This window comes from Nostoc sp. 'Peltigera membranacea cyanobiont' 213 (assembly GCF_002245975.1).
Taxonomy (GTDB): Bacteria; Cyanobacteriota; Cyanobacteriia; order Cyanobacteriales; family Nostocaceae; genus Nostoc.
The window spans coordinates 66,479-80,945 of record NZ_NOLI01000006.1 but is presented as its reverse complement, the minus strand read 5'-3'; the positions used below and the strand labels follow the sequence as shown (position 1 = coordinate 80,945).

17 protein-coding genes are annotated in these 14,467 nt (G+C 40.7%); 5 read left to right on the top strand and 12 right to left on the bottom strand.

Translation table 11 applies throughout. The features are described from left to right. Positions 1 to 89 precede the first annotated feature (89 nt). The 5 genes from CDG77_RS03135 to CDG77_RS03115 form a co-directional block, all read right to left on the bottom strand. Positions 90 to 722 carry a DUF416 family protein gene (locus CDG77_RS03135; RefSeq protein WP_094327901.1) on the bottom strand — a complete coding sequence of 211 codons (633 nt, stop codon included), beginning with the start codon at positions 720 to 722 and terminating at the stop codon, positions 90 to 92. Between the two features lie 101 nt (positions 723 to 823). Continuing rightward, the gene (locus CDG77_RS03130) at positions 824 to 1,522 is read right to left on the bottom strand and encodes a helix-hairpin-helix domain-containing protein (protein ID WP_094327898.1); all 699 of its coding nucleotides are present in this window, start codon (positions 1,520 to 1,522) and stop codon (positions 824 to 826) included. A 10-nt stretch (positions 1,523 to 1,532) separates the two neighbouring features. Beyond that, positions 1,533 to 2,015 carry a DUF416 family protein gene (locus tag CDG77_RS03125; protein ID WP_094327900.1) on the bottom strand — a complete coding sequence of 161 codons (483 nt, stop codon included), beginning with the start codon at positions 2,013 to 2,015 and terminating at the stop codon, positions 1,533 to 1,535. Positions 2,016 to 2,116: 101 nt separating this feature from the next. Continuing rightward, positions 2,117 to 2,815: a helix-hairpin-helix domain-containing protein gene (locus tag CDG77_RS03120; protein ID WP_094327898.1), complete on the bottom strand. Its 699-nt coding sequence runs from the start codon at positions 2,813 to 2,815 to the stop codon at positions 2,117 to 2,119. A 10-nt stretch (positions 2,816 to 2,825) separates the two neighbouring features. After that, positions 2,826 to 3,452: a DUF416 family protein gene (locus CDG77_RS03115; protein WP_094327897.1), complete on the bottom strand. Its 627-nt coding sequence runs from the start codon at positions 3,450 to 3,452 to the stop codon at positions 2,826 to 2,828. 232 nt (positions 3,453 to 3,684) lie between these two features. Between CDG77_RS03115 and CDG77_RS03110 the strand changes: the two genes are divergently transcribed. From CDG77_RS03110 to CDG77_RS03095, 4 genes are all read left to right on the top strand, one after another. Beyond that, on the top strand, positions 3,685 to 4,359 hold the full coding sequence (locus CDG77_RS03110; RefSeq protein WP_094327895.1) for a HupE/UreJ family protein: 675 nt from the start codon (positions 3,685 to 3,687) through the stop codon (positions 4,357 to 4,359). A 193-nt stretch (positions 4,360 to 4,552) separates the two neighbouring features. Continuing rightward, a complete protein-coding gene (locus CDG77_RS03105; protein WP_094327964.1) occupies positions 4,553 to 5,116 on the top strand; it encodes a leucine zipper domain-containing protein in 564 nt (187 codons plus the stop codon). A gap of 75 nt (positions 5,117 to 5,191) precedes the next feature. After that, on the top strand, positions 5,192 to 5,578 hold the full coding sequence (locus tag CDG77_RS03100; protein ID WP_094327893.1) for a DUF2358 domain-containing protein: 387 nt from the start codon (positions 5,192 to 5,194) through the stop codon (positions 5,576 to 5,578). A gap of 890 nt (positions 5,579 to 6,468) precedes the next feature. Continuing rightward, complete coding sequence (locus tag CDG77_RS03095; RefSeq protein WP_094327892.1) at positions 6,469 to 7,221, top strand: hypothetical protein; 753 nt, start codon at positions 6,469 to 6,471, stop codon at positions 7,219 to 7,221. A gap of 118 nt (positions 7,222 to 7,339) precedes the next feature. Here CDG77_RS03095 and CDG77_RS03090 read toward each other — a convergent pair whose 3' ends face one another. The 7 genes from CDG77_RS03090 to CDG77_RS03060 form a co-directional block, all read right to left on the bottom strand. Then, positions 7,340 to 8,614, bottom strand: a complete 1,275-nt coding sequence (locus CDG77_RS03090) for a ribulose bisphosphate carboxylase small subunit (RefSeq protein ID WP_094327890.1) — start codon at positions 8,612 to 8,614, stop codon at positions 7,340 to 7,342. A gap of 92 nt (positions 8,615 to 8,706) precedes the next feature. Continuing rightward, positions 8,707 to 9,066, bottom strand: coding sequence for a type II toxin-antitoxin system VapC family toxin (locus CDG77_RS03085; RefSeq protein ID WP_223269698.1), 360 nt, complete (start codon positions 9,064 to 9,066; stop codon positions 8,707 to 8,709). A gap of 45 nt (positions 9,067 to 9,111) precedes the next feature. Further along, positions 9,112 to 9,336 (bottom strand): type II toxin-antitoxin system Phd/YefM family antitoxin, encoded by a 225-nt coding sequence (locus CDG77_RS03080; protein ID WP_094327889.1) that lies wholly within the window; start codon positions 9,334 to 9,336, stop codon positions 9,112 to 9,114. Positions 9,337 to 9,373: 37 nt separating this feature from the next. Beyond that, entirely contained in the window at positions 9,374 to 10,012 is a 639-nt protein-coding gene (locus CDG77_RS03075) for a GDSL-type esterase/lipase family protein (RefSeq protein ID WP_094327887.1), read from the bottom strand. A 143-nt stretch (positions 10,013 to 10,155) separates the two neighbouring features. After that, the gene (locus CDG77_RS03070; protein ID WP_094327886.1) at positions 10,156 to 10,494 is read right to left on the bottom strand and encodes a ribulose bisphosphate carboxylase small subunit; all 339 of its coding nucleotides are present in this window, start codon (positions 10,492 to 10,494) and stop codon (positions 10,156 to 10,158) included. Between the two features lie 46 nt (positions 10,495 to 10,540). Further along, positions 10,541 to 10,948 (bottom strand): RuBisCO chaperone RbcX, encoded by a 408-nt coding sequence (gene rcbX, locus CDG77_RS03065; RefSeq protein ID WP_094327884.1) that lies wholly within the window; start codon positions 10,946 to 10,948, stop codon positions 10,541 to 10,543. 132 nt (positions 10,949 to 11,080) lie between these two features. Continuing rightward, a complete protein-coding gene (locus CDG77_RS03060) occupies positions 11,081 to 12,511 on the bottom strand; it encodes a form I ribulose bisphosphate carboxylase large subunit (RefSeq protein ID WP_094327882.1) in 1,431 nt (476 codons plus the stop codon). Positions 12,512 to 13,326: 815 nt separating this feature from the next. Here CDG77_RS03060 and CDG77_RS03055 point away from each other — a divergent pair. Then, the gene (locus CDG77_RS03055; RefSeq protein ID WP_094327880.1) at positions 13,327 to 14,433 is read left to right on the top strand and encodes a ligand-binding sensor domain-containing protein; all 1,107 of its coding nucleotides are present in this window, start codon (positions 13,327 to 13,329) and stop codon (positions 14,431 to 14,433) included. Positions 14,434 to 14,467: the final 34 nt, after the last annotated feature.

The window sequence follows — 14,467 nt, the reverse complement described above, 5'->3', positions numbered from 1 at the left end:
AAAATCTTCATTTAGCAGTGGTAGCAACAATGATACTAGCTCATAAATAGTTTTAAGAAAATTCTTAAAACTGGGATTTTATTGTTTTGTTAACTTAAATCTAGCAAACTTTTACCACCATTTTGACAAGAAGTACGCAGCCGCTGCAAAAACTCAGTAGTTAAGGTGGGAGTTTCTTGTAAGTGCTGCAAGTCTTCGCTTTGTTTTGCCATTTCTCGTACTGTAAACGGATGGTTGGAAACTATTTCTACTAGTTCTTCGTGGGAAATGTCTTCCGAGTATTCGTCTTCAGACTCGCATCTTAAATAATCTATATACTCAAAAAGAGTTTCATGTATTTCTTCTGCTACTGAAATGGTCTGTTGTACGCTTGGAGCTAAACAAAGTTCTAAAGTATAGAGAATTGCACCTGCGGCTCTCTGTCCTTCTGGAGTGTCTACGTTTTCATAATCACTGGGGTAGCTTTGGTCGCAATCAAAATGCAGTTGACGAAATCTTGTCACATCAACCTTTTTTCCTGCCAAAAATTGCCAGATTTCATCGAGTGCTATTCTAAATAAATCTTCTCCATCCCAGCCTTCTTCTCTAACTATTCGCAATAAAATATCATAGTGTGGATACAATTTCTCGCAACAAGCTGCCGCAAATGCTATTCGATGCATAGGTAGAAGCGTTTCCAGTTCTTGCTCCAATATATCTAATTGACCGTACTTTAGATTCATTGATTTTTCCTTTATACTGCTCTAAGATAATAAGAGCGCAAATAAATTAATTGCTAATTCTTCAAATTCTGCAAGCAGTTTTATAACAATATTTTTTTATTTTAGGTACGTTGCGTTTGGACATAATTGCACTTTGCTGAGAGAGGGCAATCATTACAAAGAGGATTTTTTGCCCTGCAAACCATCGCTCCAAAGTCTAGCAAGGTTAGATTCCATTTGCCAACTTCTTTATTAGGAGCAATTATTTCTGCCGCACCCCAAAGAATTTTACAGCGCGATTTCACTCTTTCTCCTTGCAAGCCAAAGAAGCGTTCGAGGATGCGAGCTACGTTAGTATCGAGTACGGCTAGCGGTTGACTGAAGGCTTGAGAACAAATAGCGCGAGCTGTATATTTACCAATTCCAGGTAATTCAAGCAACTGCTTTTCTGAATCGGGAATTTTTCCTCCATACTGCTCTAAGATGATGCGAGCGCACTGGTACAGTCTTTCTGCTCGGAAGTAAAGACCTAAAGGTACGAGCAATTCGCTCAATTCATCAATGCTTGCCTTGGCTAAGTTTTCGAGGGTAGGATATTTAAAGAGAAATGCTTTGTAAATAGGAACAACCATAACTGCGTCTGTTTTTTGCAGCAGATTTTCTGCAACGAGAATTGCGTAAGAATCGCAAGTCTGCCGCCAAGGAAAATCGCGTAAGTTTTGCGTTCCCCATATAGAGAGATGGTGGCGAAACCATTTAATTTTTGCAGCATCCAAATTTGACGCTGCGTTTTCTTGAGGTTTTTTAGTCGCACCCTTCACGATTGTTTTCTCAACTTAAATCTAGCAGACTTTTACCACCATTTTTAGAAGAAGTACGCAGCCACTGTAAAAACTCACCCGTTAAGGTGGGAGTTTCTCGCAAGCGCTGCAAATCTTCGCTTTGTTTTGCCATTTCTCGTACTGTAAACGGATGGTTGGAAACAGTATAGAGAATTGCACCTGCGGCTCTCTGTCCTTCTGGAGTGTCTACGTTTTCATAATCACTGGGGTAGCTTTGGTCGCAATCAAAATGCAGTTGACGAAATCTTGTCACATCAACCTTTTTTCCTGCCAAAAATTGCCAGATTTCATCGAGTGCTATTCTAAATAAATCTTCTCCATCCCAGCCTTCTTCTCTAACTATTCGCAATAAAATATCATAGTGTGGATACAATTTCTCGCAACAAGCTGCCGCAAATGCTATTCGATGCATAGGTAGAAGCGTTTCCAGTTCTTGCTCCAATATATCTAATTGACCGTACTTTAGATTCATTGATTTTTCCTTTATACTGCTCTAAGATAATAAGAGCGCAAATAAATTAATTGCTAATTCTTCAAATTCTGCAAGCAGTTTTATAACAATATTTTTTTATTTTAGGTACGTTGCGTTTGGACATAATTGCACTTTGCTGAGAGAGGGCAATCATTACAAAGAGGATTTTTTGCCCTGCAAACCATCGCTCCAAAGTCTAGCAAGGTTAGATTCCATTTGCCAACTTCTTTATTAGGAGCAATTATTTCTGCCGCACCCCAAAGAATTTTACAGCGCGATTTCACTCTTTCTCCTTGCAAGCCAAAGAAGCGTTCGAGGATGCGAGCTACGTTAGTATCGAGTACGGCTAGCGGTTGACTGAAGGCTTGAGAACAAATAGCGCGAGCTGTATATTTACCAATTCCAGGTAATTCAAGCAACTGCTTTTCTGAATCGGGAATTTTTCCTCCATACTGCTCTAAGATGATGCGAGCGCACTGGTACAGTCTTTCTGCTCGGAAGTAAAGACCTAAAGGTACGAGCAATTCGCTCAATTCATCAATGCTTGCCTTGGCTAAGTTTTCGAGGGTAGGATATTTAAAGAGAAATGCTTTGTAAATAGGAACAACCATAACTGCGTCTGTTTTTTGCAGCAGATTTTCTGCAACGAGAATTGCGTAAGAATCGCAAGTCTGCCGCCAAGGAAAATCGCGTAAGTTTTGCGTTCCCCATATAGAGAGATGGTGGCGAAACCATTTAATTTTTGCAGCATCCAAATTTGACGCTGCGTTTTCTTGAGGTTTTTTAGTCGCACCCTTCACGATTGTTTTCTCAACTTAAATCTAGCAGACTTTTACCACCATTTTTAGAAGAAGTACGCAGCCACTGTAAAAACTCACCCGTTAAGGTGGGAGTTTCTCGCAAGCGCTGCAAATCTTCGCTTTGTTTTGCCATTTCTCGTACTGTAAACGGATGGTTGGAAACTATTTCTACTAGTTCTTCGTGGGAAATGTCTGCCGAGTATTCGTCTTCACACTGGCATAAATAATCTATATACTCAAAAAGAGTTTCATGTATTTCTTTTGCTACTGAAATAGTCTGCTGTACGCTTGGATCTAAACAAAGTTCTAAAGTATTAAGAATTGCACCTGCGGCTCTCTGTGCTTCTGGAGTTTCTACGTTTTCATAGTCGGGGTAGCTTTGGTCGGAATCAGAATAAAGTTGACGAAATCTTGCCACATCAACCTTTTTTCCTGCCAAAAATTCCCAGATTTCATCGAGTGCTACTCTAAATAAATCTTCTCCATCCCAATCATCTTCTCTAGCTGCTCGCAAGTAAATATCATAGTGTGGAAACAATCTCTCGCAACAAGCTGCCGCAAACGCCACTCGATGCATAGGCGGAAGAGCTTCTAGTTCTCGCTCCAATATATCGAATTCACCGTACTTTAAATTCATTTTTATAATTTAGTTGTATTGTCAGCAGTTTTGGGCTGATTCTTGATTAGCGATCGCATCTTGAATCTCAACATCAATAACCCGATCCTACTTGCTTACGAGATAACTTTTTCTAACACTGCCGCTTTACATAACTTTATGAAGTTAGTACGATTCAGCGTAATTACCACGTTAGTTTTTTGGGATAGCTGGGTAGTATAAATTACCTAAAAAACTAATTTGGTATATAGCGATGTTCAAGACTAAATTATCAGAATCCCGTGCTTGGGGGGAACTTAAGACCTCAAAGTTCATGGATCGCCATATTGGAGCGATCGCAGCTTTAATTTTAATTAGCTTACTGAGTTCATTAAGTGGAACACCACTTAACCATACCATCACTAACTGCTGGGAAGGCTTTGTCTGGGGATTAGCAGATCCAGTAATTGGTTTGGATTGTTTAGTGGGTATTATTGCTATTGGCTTACTGTCATCTATGTTTGTTCGTGGCGCTGCGATCGCTGGATGTTTTGTCTTAGCAGCAATCTTGGGCATTTTAATTCATCTATTCCAGCTAAATTTACCAGGCATAGAAATAGCGATCGCCATTTCTACCATCGTTTTTGGTACTATGCTGATGATGCCAAATCAACCAAATTTTGTGGTACTTGCTCTCATGGGCATCAGTGCTGGTTTATTTCAAGGTTACACTGTTGCTGAATCTATTATTGGGGCAGGAACGATACCACTAATAGCCTATATAGTAGGTATGACCTTAACTCTATTTGCGGTTGCCATGAGTGCCAGAGAAATTGGTGTTGCAATGGGTATGGGAGAAATAAATCGAACTTTACCCTGGAAAATTAGCATTGCTGGCTTCGCTTTGTGTGCGATCGGTATCGTGTTTTTGAGCAATTCAACGATCTAAATAAAATCATTTCAATTTAGTGGAATACATTATTTGTGGGGGCTTACACTTAGCTGTATGCCCCCACTGCGCGTTCAAGGGAACTGAAACTTTTTTACAACAAGAAGTTTTGCAGCAGCACCACAGAGTTTTAGTGAATAAGCTGATGCATCTCTGCGCTAATCTAGAAGCTATATGTTGTAAACAAAGGCTTATGACAGTTGAAGAAATTGCGGATACGTTAACAGAATTATTTGGCACATCGGCTGTTAGTGCGATCGAGCCAGGATCGTGGCAAATAGACACTTCAACTTTTCGGCTGTTGGTGCTACTTTCCGAAGATAATACTTGGCTACGAGTTTTACTGCCTATTGTATCCGTAGAAGAAGGGCAACCATTTTTAGGACAGTTCCTAGAAGCTAACTTTGATGACACTCAAGAAGTACGTTACGCTTTGTATGAAGGAGTAATTTGGGGGGTATTTCAACATAATAGTGGTACTTTAGTGAGTGCAGATTTGTCCAATGCAATCAACCGACTTGTATCTCTCTATCAGGCTAGATTAAATAATGTTTTTAATCGACTAATTGAAAGCCGCATCCGGCAAATTATTCAGGCAGCAAAACAGCAAGGACAATCTCTCCAAGCTACTATGCAAAGCTTAGAACGCTTTTATGCAGAAGGGTTTATGGGTGAAATCAATCAAAGTTCGGAGGCGCGAGAAGAAGTTCTAGCTGCTTGGCGGCATCAGTTAGAACGCTTATGGAATGAAGGTTGATTTCAACTTTTAATCGGGATTTATATCCACACCACGTTTACATATTAAAGTAATTTACTGATATATCTATTTATCATGGATATCATTGAAATCCTCAAAGAAGACTATCAACGATTCCCAATCAATCAAACTTATACTATTTACGCTCCAGACGTTTATTTTCAAGATCCATTGAATAAATTCCGTGGTGTTAAACGTTATAAAGAAATGATTAATTTTATCCAAAGTTGGTTTTTAGATCCCAAGATGGACTTACATAATATTCAATGTTTAGGAGACACAATAAAAACTGAGTGGACACTCAGTTGGAATACTCCTCTTCCCTGGAAGCCACGAATTTCTATTCCTGGTAGGAGTGAATTAGGTCTTAACTCTGATGGTTTGATTGTCTCTCACGTCGATTATTGGAATTGTTCGCGTTTAGATGTATTAAAGCAGCATTTATCTGCTGAAAAAATCTAATCAATTAAGAGAACTTTTTCTAAATAGTGGCTGATGTCTCAAAAACTTTAAATCCTACTTAAAAAGGTCATTCACCCTTTTTTTAAACTTGTCATTATCAATATTTTTGTCAGTATAAATACTTACTATGACTCTAGTTCTCTTCCATTTTGAAGTTAGACCTCGTAGATGATGATGGCAAACCGCAATGTGTCTATGCGCTTCCATTAGAAGCCATTATGATGAATCACTAACGTTAAAGCAATCGTCCAAAAAACCAGATGCAGTCTCTGAATTAAGAGAAATTACTCAGATGTATGTATTGGTTTCATAAAAATAAAATTATTCACGAATATTACTGAACCAGAAAACAGCTTTACTAAGCCAAACTAACTCTAGAACCCTCTCTAACAAATATATCTATGTTCTAGGAAAAGCTGAATTTAGATCCGATGGACAGAAAACAACTGATTCAAATATGGATTAAAGCTTCTAACAATAGATATAGAGAATGAGCAAATGCTAATTGTTCATTAAAACTATTTGTTGCAAACTAGTGCGTAGGCGTAGACATCGCAATTTATCAAACAGCGATATTGGTGCTATTCGTCAGAATTTAAAATTAATTCTGACCAAAAAATGGCCTGAATAAACTAAGTTTTTGCATCTCCACCAAATCTATGATTTAGTAATTTTCATGATTCCTGAGATGCCATTTATTGAAGAAGAATTCAGATAATATCATGCCATATCATGCATGTTAGCTTATACATTTTGTAGTGTAATATCATTTTTCCTGATATTGAAAATGCTGCAATCTGGGACTTTCAAAACAATTGCTTGTTTAAACTGTCATTAGAGTTTATAGTAATACGGTGTTTTTCCTTACAATTTCTCGGCAAGTTTATACCATGATTTTTTCTCCCAAATTACAGAAGTATTTGGCAGGTTTCTCTTTGTCTGTATTACTAGTAGCTGATTTAGTAATCGCACAAAAAGTTCGTCCGGCTTTTGCTGAAACTATCAATTCATCTATTGGTAGTGCTGTGACATTCAGTTGTAATGATAGTGAAGCGACAATTAAAGCTAAAAATGGCCCCAGAGTAGTTAATGGAAGTTCAGCCTTTTACATTGGTTATCAGCAAGTCTCATCTAATAACAAAAACCCTGTAACTATCCGTTTTAACAATAGTATTAAATCATGGTGTCGGACTGATTACGAAACAACGAATGACGACGGTACAGGTTACGGATTGTATTGGAATGGTGGGGATGTTTTATATGGCGTTTACTCTTCCACCGGCAGTCAGACTGGTAATGATTTTCGCCGCTTTGCAACTGGGCGTTGGTTGTCTAGCTATGGTAGTGGAGGCGGGCCAAAAGTTGCAGTTATAGCCCGGATTAATCCAGCCAATGGGGAGGTTAACTATGCCACATTTTTATCTGCGAAAAAGGCGGATAATGGAAATACAAACTCTTTAGTTGTCCAAACCCTATCATGGAATGGGACAAATTTAACTGTGCAGGCAAAGTCATGGTGGACTCCCCGTCGGACTAATACCAACTCCATGACTTGCACTGGTTCATCACCTTATATATACACAGCAGTATTCACTGGCGATTTAACAAAGGTTAACTCGGCTTCAGCTGCTACTTGTAGTTAAAGGGTAAGGATTCAGCTATCAAATCGAGGAAGTCTATTTTTTCTAGTTGTTTGAGAATTGACAAAAGCGATCGCTCTTGATATTTTCAGTGCGATCGCTCTTTGTCAATTATCTACTCCTAATTTTTCCCATCTGGACGCTGAATAATCGTCTCTACCACCCGCCGCTTGGCTTTTGGATCGATACCTACCAACCGCACATATTCACCGCTATATTCTGCCAGAGTTGCTTCCAAATTTGATATTGCATCAGACTCTGCATCTATGTGGCTATGAACACAAGTTTGCCAAGAACCCATGCGGAAGCGGCGCTCATCTACGTGTTCAATGCTAATTTTGTAACCTTGAGACAATAATTGCCTAATTTGAGCTTGTGTATCTAGGGTTAAATGGCTACTAAATGCTTCCTGTTTCTGGAATCCATTAGTTTTTGCTTCTTGAGTTGCACCATTGCTTGAAGGCTGATTAATTGGTTTTACAGCAGCAGGTGGTGCAGATTGAGAATTTCTACCCCGATTGAGTCGATTGTAATCATCCACCAAATGGGAATTTTCCACCCGTTTTTGTTCGCCAACCAGGAAGTTACCAGACTCGATTAAGTGAGACAGTCTGAAATCTGGCTTTTTAAATTCTGGTGGACCTTCAGTGCTGTTAACCACACTCAAAGATACCCGCTCAAAACCGACTTTATGGATGTAGTTGCGGATTTGTTCGTCATAAATGCGCGATCGCAAAGCGCTAAAAAAGTCAATTGACTGATTGACAAAAGTATCAACTAGCTGTTCAACTTCTTTCTGTGACAGTCCATCCTGTTCAAAAATACCTTTGACAATTCCCACTTTGTCGTCTCTGTCTGGTTCCCAGTAAAATTTCTCCATCCGTCCATCCCGAATTAACGGTGCATAGAGAGTAGAAAAATCATTACCTGTGACAATAATCGGCACACGATTTAAAGGCGTGGAATCATAGCTTCCAGGCAACTGCACATCTGTGGGATTATCAGCAATATTCATCAGTGTGGCATTCACCAACTGCGTATTTACAGTATATTGAGTACCTTCATCAAAGCGTCCAGCCCCCGCATCTAAATCATTAATCATCAGTACGCACATTTTGCCGCGTACTTTGATCAGTTCTGCTGTTTCCCGATAGCGCAGCCGAATCAACCGCGCCGGATCTCCCGCATCTGGACTTTCCAATTCGCCGCCAGAGATATTAGTCACTTCGATACCCATTTTCTCGAAGACTAATTGACATTGAAAAGTTTTGCCTTCACCTTTGCGTCCGTGAATACCCAAAATCACCGGGACTCGCACGCCAGGAAGTTTCAAGAAATTTTTAGTGATGTGAACAGCCAGTTTGTCCAGAAAGCGGGGAGCGATGTAGTAACCCATAATAATTATCTTTGCCTAGCACTGCTTAAAGTAATGTTAAGTTTTTTTGGTGATAACTGTTTATTTATCTTTTGGTAGAAAAGCAACGCTACCTACCACATACGTCTTATTGGATATGCATCAAAAATTTTATCGGCACTCAGTAAAGGTATATTTTCCACTATTGATTGTGCAATTAAAATTCGGTCGAATGGGTCACGATGATGTAAAGGTAGTGTAGCAACAACAGTAATATGGTCTATAGTAATTGGCAGTAATTCGATACCATTCCTAATTATTTGCTGTTCGATAAACTCGTTAAAAGCCAGACCAAAGTTGAGTTTACCAATGCTGTGCTTGATTGCCATTTCCCAAACGCTAGCAGTACTCAGTAGATTTTCATTATTTTCAATCTGCGATCGCTTCCAGCGGGCGGTTACGCCATCGCAAAGTAACGCTGATTCTTGGATCACCCATCACAAACCAAATAAAAATATGAGTGTCCAGTAGTTGCCTCATTACATATATTCCTTAAAATCTTCTAGTGGTTCATCAAAGTCATCAGATATTGTCACAAGTCCCTTGGCACTACCATACTTAGGACGATGTTTAACTGGCGACACAGGAGTTAACTTTACCAAAGGTTGATTATCTTTGATGATGATAATTTCCTCACCACTGAGTGCTGCTTCAATTAATTTGGGTAAGTTTTGAGATGCTTCAGCTAGAGTAATTTGCTGCATAGTTACCACCTTTGGATATAAAAATCAGGTGCTACCACTATCCTAACTTTGAATTATCAATTAAGTTCAGAGGAAACCAATTTAACCAAGCGTCCCAATTCTCCACGATTTGGGCAAATTCTGCATAACCGCCTGCTTTTGGATGAACACCATCATTAGCTCTTGCTTCATTAATCCAGATATTTGATTTTTCTAATATCGGAAAAACGTCTAAATAAGGTACATTTAATCCTTTACAAATCAAAGCATATTGGTTGGATAAATCTATAGTTCTCTGCTTTCTTTGAGGATCTTCTTGTTCTACGTATGCTGCTGGGCCAACCATCAAAACAGGATATAACTTTTGAGCTTCCCTTAAAATTTCATAGGCATTTTTGAGTGAATCTGCCAAATCCACACGAGTTTTACCATTTTCTAATGTTGTGTCATTCAATCCAAAAGAAAACACAACTCTGCCATCATATTCTTTGGGTAATCGCAGTGATACTTCTTGTAACCAACGGTTTGCTATATCAGTACTAGTATCACGCCTAATTCCTAAATTATAGTAGGTAATGTCATAACCTTTTTTATTAGCATTAACACATATTCTCCCTGTCCAACCAAGAAATTCTTGATCGCCAGTGCCGTTAACAAAGGAGTCACCAACAAAACAAATTCTTACTTCTTGTAGCATTATTACTCTCTTAAAAAACGTAGAGGTACATAGAGAATAACTCCGCGTCCCTCTGCATTTCAAAAAAAATCTAGCAAATAGGAGAGGCAGATGATTCTACCTCTCCTACGGCGATAAACTAAATTACTGAAAGCTCCCTAGCTTTAGTATCTGTTAGCTTTGTTAGGTTTGTGAACAAGAAAGCTGAGAATTTGGCACTGCTTGATGTTATCAAAACCCACAACACGGATATAGCTGGTGTTGAATTGAGAACGGCATCCTTGAACTTCGCTCAATACTTCTTGAGTGGATTTAGCACCGAACAAAGGCAACTTCCACATTGTCCAATACAATTCTGTTGGCTCAGAAGTTTCATTGAACTCGATCGCTGGAATGTAACCTTGATTCAAAATGTACTGGATCTGCTTGGCAATTTGAGCATCAGTCAGGGGGGGCAGATAAGAAAGGGTTTCGTAACGACGCTCTTTTGGTAAAGTTTGCATAGCTTTTGATAATGGGTTGCGATTTTTTACTACTAAATTGATCGAACTAATTGGATAAGTTATCCAAATTCGGATCTGAAGTTGCTTGCTGTTCTGGTTGCAGACTGGGGTTAGATGTGTCTATTCGTGTGATGCGTTCTAAATGCTGGCGACGCTGTTCCATGTTGCTTTGCTGAATGCCAGTGCGAACCATTTCCGGTAAAAATTCCGTTATTTCTTCCGCAATGTGTTCTCTGACAGTCATGATTCGCAAAGCCAAATCTGGTTTTTCTCTCAGCAGTTGCTCAATGAATGACTCACCATTTTGAATTTTGCCAGACGAAAAGTTATGCAACCAAAGTTCTAATGGCGGATTCGTTTCGCCTAGCTGTGCCAATACTGTCCTTAGAGCCTGATAAGTCAGATAGCTTTGGAGAGTTTTGGCTGTGTCCTTCGCAATTTGCTTAAGATTCATGCTTGACCCCAGCCCTGAAGAGTTATGAGTTATGAGTTATGAGTTATGAATTAATGCAAATCCTAACTCCTGTACAGACGCGATTCATCGCGTCTCTACTTCTAACTCTTAACTCTTAACTGTTAACCCAGATCAGACGGTATCCATTGCTTCAAACTCGAACTTGATTTCTTTCCACAGTTCGCAAGCAACAGCCAGTTCAGGAGACCACTTGGCTGCTTCGCGGATGATATCGTTACCTTCACGAGCCAAGTTACGGCCTTCGTTACGAGCTTGAACAACGGCTTCCAAGGCGACGCGGTTAGCGGTTGCACCAGGAGCGTTACCCCAAGGGTGTCCCAGAGTACCACCACCGAATTGTAGTACGGAGTCATCACCAAAGATTTCTACCAGCGCGGGCATGTGCCATACGTGGATACCACCAGAAGCAACTGCCATTACACCAGGTAGAGAAGCCCAGTCTTGGGTAAAGTAGATACCACGAGACTTGTCTTGCTCAATGTAGTTTTCACGCAACAGGTCAACGAAGCCCATTGTGATGCCGCGCTCACCTTCCAACTTACCAACTACTGTACCAGTGTGGATGTGATCGCCACCAGACAAACGTAGGGCTTTAGCCAATACACGGAAGTGGATACCGTGGTTCTTTTGACGGTCGATTACAGCGTGCATCGCCCGGTGAATGTGTAGCAAGATACCGTTATCGCGGCACCAACGAGACAATGTGGTGTTAGCGGTGAAACCTGCGGTGAGGTAGTCATGCATGATGATGGGCATTTTGAGTTCTTTAGCGTACTCAGCCCGTTGCAACATTTGTTCGCAGGTGGGAGCGGTGACGTTTAGGTAGTGACCTTTGATTTCACCGGTTTCTGCTTGAGCTTTGTTGATAGCTTCAGCTACGAACAAAAAGCGATCGCGCCATCTTTGGAATGGTGCGGAGTTGATGTTTTCGTCGTCTTTGGTGAAGTCCAAACCACCGCGTAAGCACTCGTATACAGCGCGTCCGTAGTTCTTAGCAGAAAGACCCAATTTGGGCTTAATGGTACAACCCAACAAAGGACGACCGTATTTGTTTAACTTGTCGCGCTCAACTTGGATACCGTGAGGAGGCCCTTGGAAAGTTTTGATATAAGCTACTGGGAAACGGATGTCTTCTAGACGCAGTGCCCGCAGAGCTTTGAAACCAAATACGTTACCGACAATTGAGGTCAATACGTTGGTTACAGAACCTTCTTCAAACAAGTCCAAAGGATAGGCAACGTAACAAATGTACTGGTTGTCTTCGCCGGGAACTGGTTCGATGTCATAGCAACGACCTTTGTAGCGATCGAGGTCGGTGAGCAAGTCTGTCCACACAGTTGTCCAAGTACCTGTGGAAGACTCAGCCGCTACAGCCGCACCTGCTTCTTCGGGAGGAACACCAGGCTGAGGTGTCATACGGAACGCAGCTAGAAGATCGGTATCTTTTGGTGTGTAATCGGGTGTGTAATAAGTTAGTCTGTAATCTTGAACCCCGGCTTTATACCCAGATTTGCTCTGAGTCTTCGTTTGAGCGTAAGACATATTTTATCCTTCCCTGAAATCACTCTTGTTAATTATCAAATCATGTTTTGTGCAACTTCCCCCCACCCGCTTCTCTCCCCCCTTAAGTGAGAGGAAGATTCAGGAAAAATTTTTGTTAGGGGTTGTCTTTGGCAAAAGGTAGCAGTTTTTTTGCGGCGCACACTTTGGTAGCGGTGGTAGCCCTCGTCACCAGTGCTATCCCCTTCTAGGGGTACACGACCTAGCGCTTCTACTGTTTCCTCTTGTTACAAATCAAAATTCTTTTTTACCTCTTCTTTGCACCCGACTAAACCTTCTCAATTTCACCAAAACTTCCGCTTTTCGCGGTTAGCATTTAGATAATTTCCCTACAAATGGAGGTATTCAGGGAACTGGGCTGGCTGGCACACATTTCCGCTTTTATACTCCTTTTATCTTCCCCGTTGATGGAAAAGATACCATAAAAGAATTTACTTGACAGAGATTTAGCAGAGTGGTGAGCTAAAGATAAAAAATTGCACGCCACTTAAATTTGTAACTTGTCTCACAATATATCAATAATTCGATAAGTTATTCTTTGAAAGTTTTTAACTTATCTATTTAATTTTGTTATTACATAAAGATTTAAACATTTTGTTACAAATACTTTACAAAGTGTCATCAATCAATGTAGTGAAGGGATTGGGGATTGGATACTGGGTATTGGGTTAGCAAAACTCATCCCTAGTCCCCAATCCCCAAAACTTATAAAATTTGAGAAAAATTCCAGATGACGTTTAAAAAATCTCAGCTAAGGGAACACTGAAATTAACCCAAAGCCAGTTTAGGTAACGGCTATGGGTATTGTCTCCAAAGGAAATGTCACCGTGGTATTGTTTTGCAAGCGTACTAGTTTATTGATTACTTCTATCTTGCTGGGGTTGATAGCTGTGCCAGGTATGGGATGGGCACAAAAAACCCCTGACATTAATTCATCCGATCTAACCCCTGCTTACCCACCTTCTGCACCGCCACCGCGAGTAGAACCATTACCCGATGAGCGTCGAGTGCAAGAAAATTCGCCAGTAACTGATTATCGTGTCGGTAACTTGCTGGAAGATTTTACAGGCAATCTTTGGGTAGGTTCTTGGCGGGGATTGTCGCGGATCGATCCTAAAACCGGCAAAATTATTTCTCGTGTTAGCTTACCGAATGTTGCCATTGGTGCTTTAGCCCAAGATAAAGTAGGACGTTTGTGGGTGGGAAGTTATGAGGGATTGTTCCGAGTAGACCCCCGCACTAGCGAAATAACCGCGCAGAATTTATTTTTGCCTTCCAAAAGGGTTTTGTCATTGTTACTTGACAAACGGGGTTATTTGTGGACTGGAACTGATAGCGGTTTAGCTCTAATTAGTCCCGACCAAGGCTTGATTATGACAACAGTAAAAAATCTGCCTGGTGTCAGCGCTAACACTCTAACCTTAGATGCTGAAGGTCAACTGTGGGTTGGCACTCTTGATGGATTGGTGCGGGTAAATACCGCTACTGCTGGGATTATGAAGCGGATTGCCGATTTGCCAGGGACAACTGTCCAAGCTTTAGCTATCGGTCCAGAAGGATTAATTTGGGCGGGAATGCCGAATAATTTGTTAGTTATTAACCCAAAAACTGGCGCAGTGTTACGGTCTGTAACTCGTTTACGTGGGCGTGACGTGAAGGTGGTGCGTTTTGCTAAAGATGGTAGTGTCTGGGTTGGAACTAACAATGGTTTGTTACGATTAAATCCAAATACAGGCGCTGTGTTAGATGCAGAAGTTGCTGGACTTCCTTCTAGTCGAGTTCTTGCCCTTGTACCTGATATCGCTAGTAAATTATGGATCGGCACTAGTGAAGGTCTAGCTTGGTTAATGCCCAAAACGAACAGTGCAAAACCCCATATTGCTTTCAGTCGCGCTGTTAAGTAGGGATTAGGGGACAGGTTACAGGGTACAGGGAACT

Excerpts from the sequence above, each read along its gene's own strand:
- CDG77_RS03115 (WP_094327897.1), bottom strand. The coding sequence starts at position 3,452 with ATGAATTTAAAGTACGGTGAATTCGATATATTGGAGCGAGAACTAGAA.
- rcbX (WP_094327884.1), bottom strand. The coding sequence starts at position 10,948 with ATGAATCTTAAGCAAATTGCGAAGGACACAGCCAAAACTCTCCAAAGC.
- CDG77_RS03055 (WP_094327880.1), top strand. The coding sequence starts at position 13,327 with ATGGGTATTGTCTCCAAAGGAAATGTCACCGTGGTATTGTTTTGCAAG.
- CDG77_RS03110 (WP_094327895.1), top strand. The coding sequence starts at position 3,685 with ATGTTCAAGACTAAATTATCAGAATCCCGTGCTTGGGGGGAACTTAAG.
- CDG77_RS03135 (WP_094327901.1), bottom strand. The coding sequence starts at position 722 with ATGAATCTAAAGTACGGTCAATTAGATATATTGGAGCAAGAACTGGAA.
- CDG77_RS03070 (WP_094327886.1), bottom strand. The coding sequence starts at position 10,494 with ATGCAAACTTTACCAAAAGAGCGTCGTTACGAAACCCTTTCTTATCTG.
- CDG77_RS03080 (WP_094327889.1), bottom strand. The coding sequence starts at position 9,336 with ATGCAGCAAATTACTCTAGCTGAAGCATCTCAAAACTTACCCAAATTA.
- CDG77_RS03105 (WP_094327964.1), top strand. The coding sequence starts at position 4,553 with ATGACAGTTGAAGAAATTGCGGATACGTTAACAGAATTATTTGGCACA.
- CDG77_RS03125 (WP_094327900.1), bottom strand. The coding sequence starts at position 2,015 with ATGAATCTAAAGTACGGTCAATTAGATATATTGGAGCAAGAACTGGAA.
- CDG77_RS03100 (WP_094327893.1), top strand. The coding sequence starts at position 5,192 with ATGGATATCATTGAAATCCTCAAAGAAGACTATCAACGATTCCCAATC.
- CDG77_RS03060 (WP_094327882.1), bottom strand. The coding sequence starts at position 12,511 with ATGTCTTACGCTCAAACGAAGACTCAGAGCAAATCTGGGTATAAAGCC.
- CDG77_RS03090 (WP_094327890.1), bottom strand. The coding sequence starts at position 8,614 with ATGGGTTACTACATCGCTCCCCGCTTTCTGGACAAACTGGCTGTTCAC.
- CDG77_RS03075 (WP_094327887.1), bottom strand. The coding sequence starts at position 10,012 with ATGCTACAAGAAGTAAGAATTTGTTTTGTTGGTGACTCCTTTGTTAAC.
- CDG77_RS03095 (WP_094327892.1), top strand. The coding sequence starts at position 6,469 with ATGATTTTTTCTCCCAAATTACAGAAGTATTTGGCAGGTTTCTCTTTG.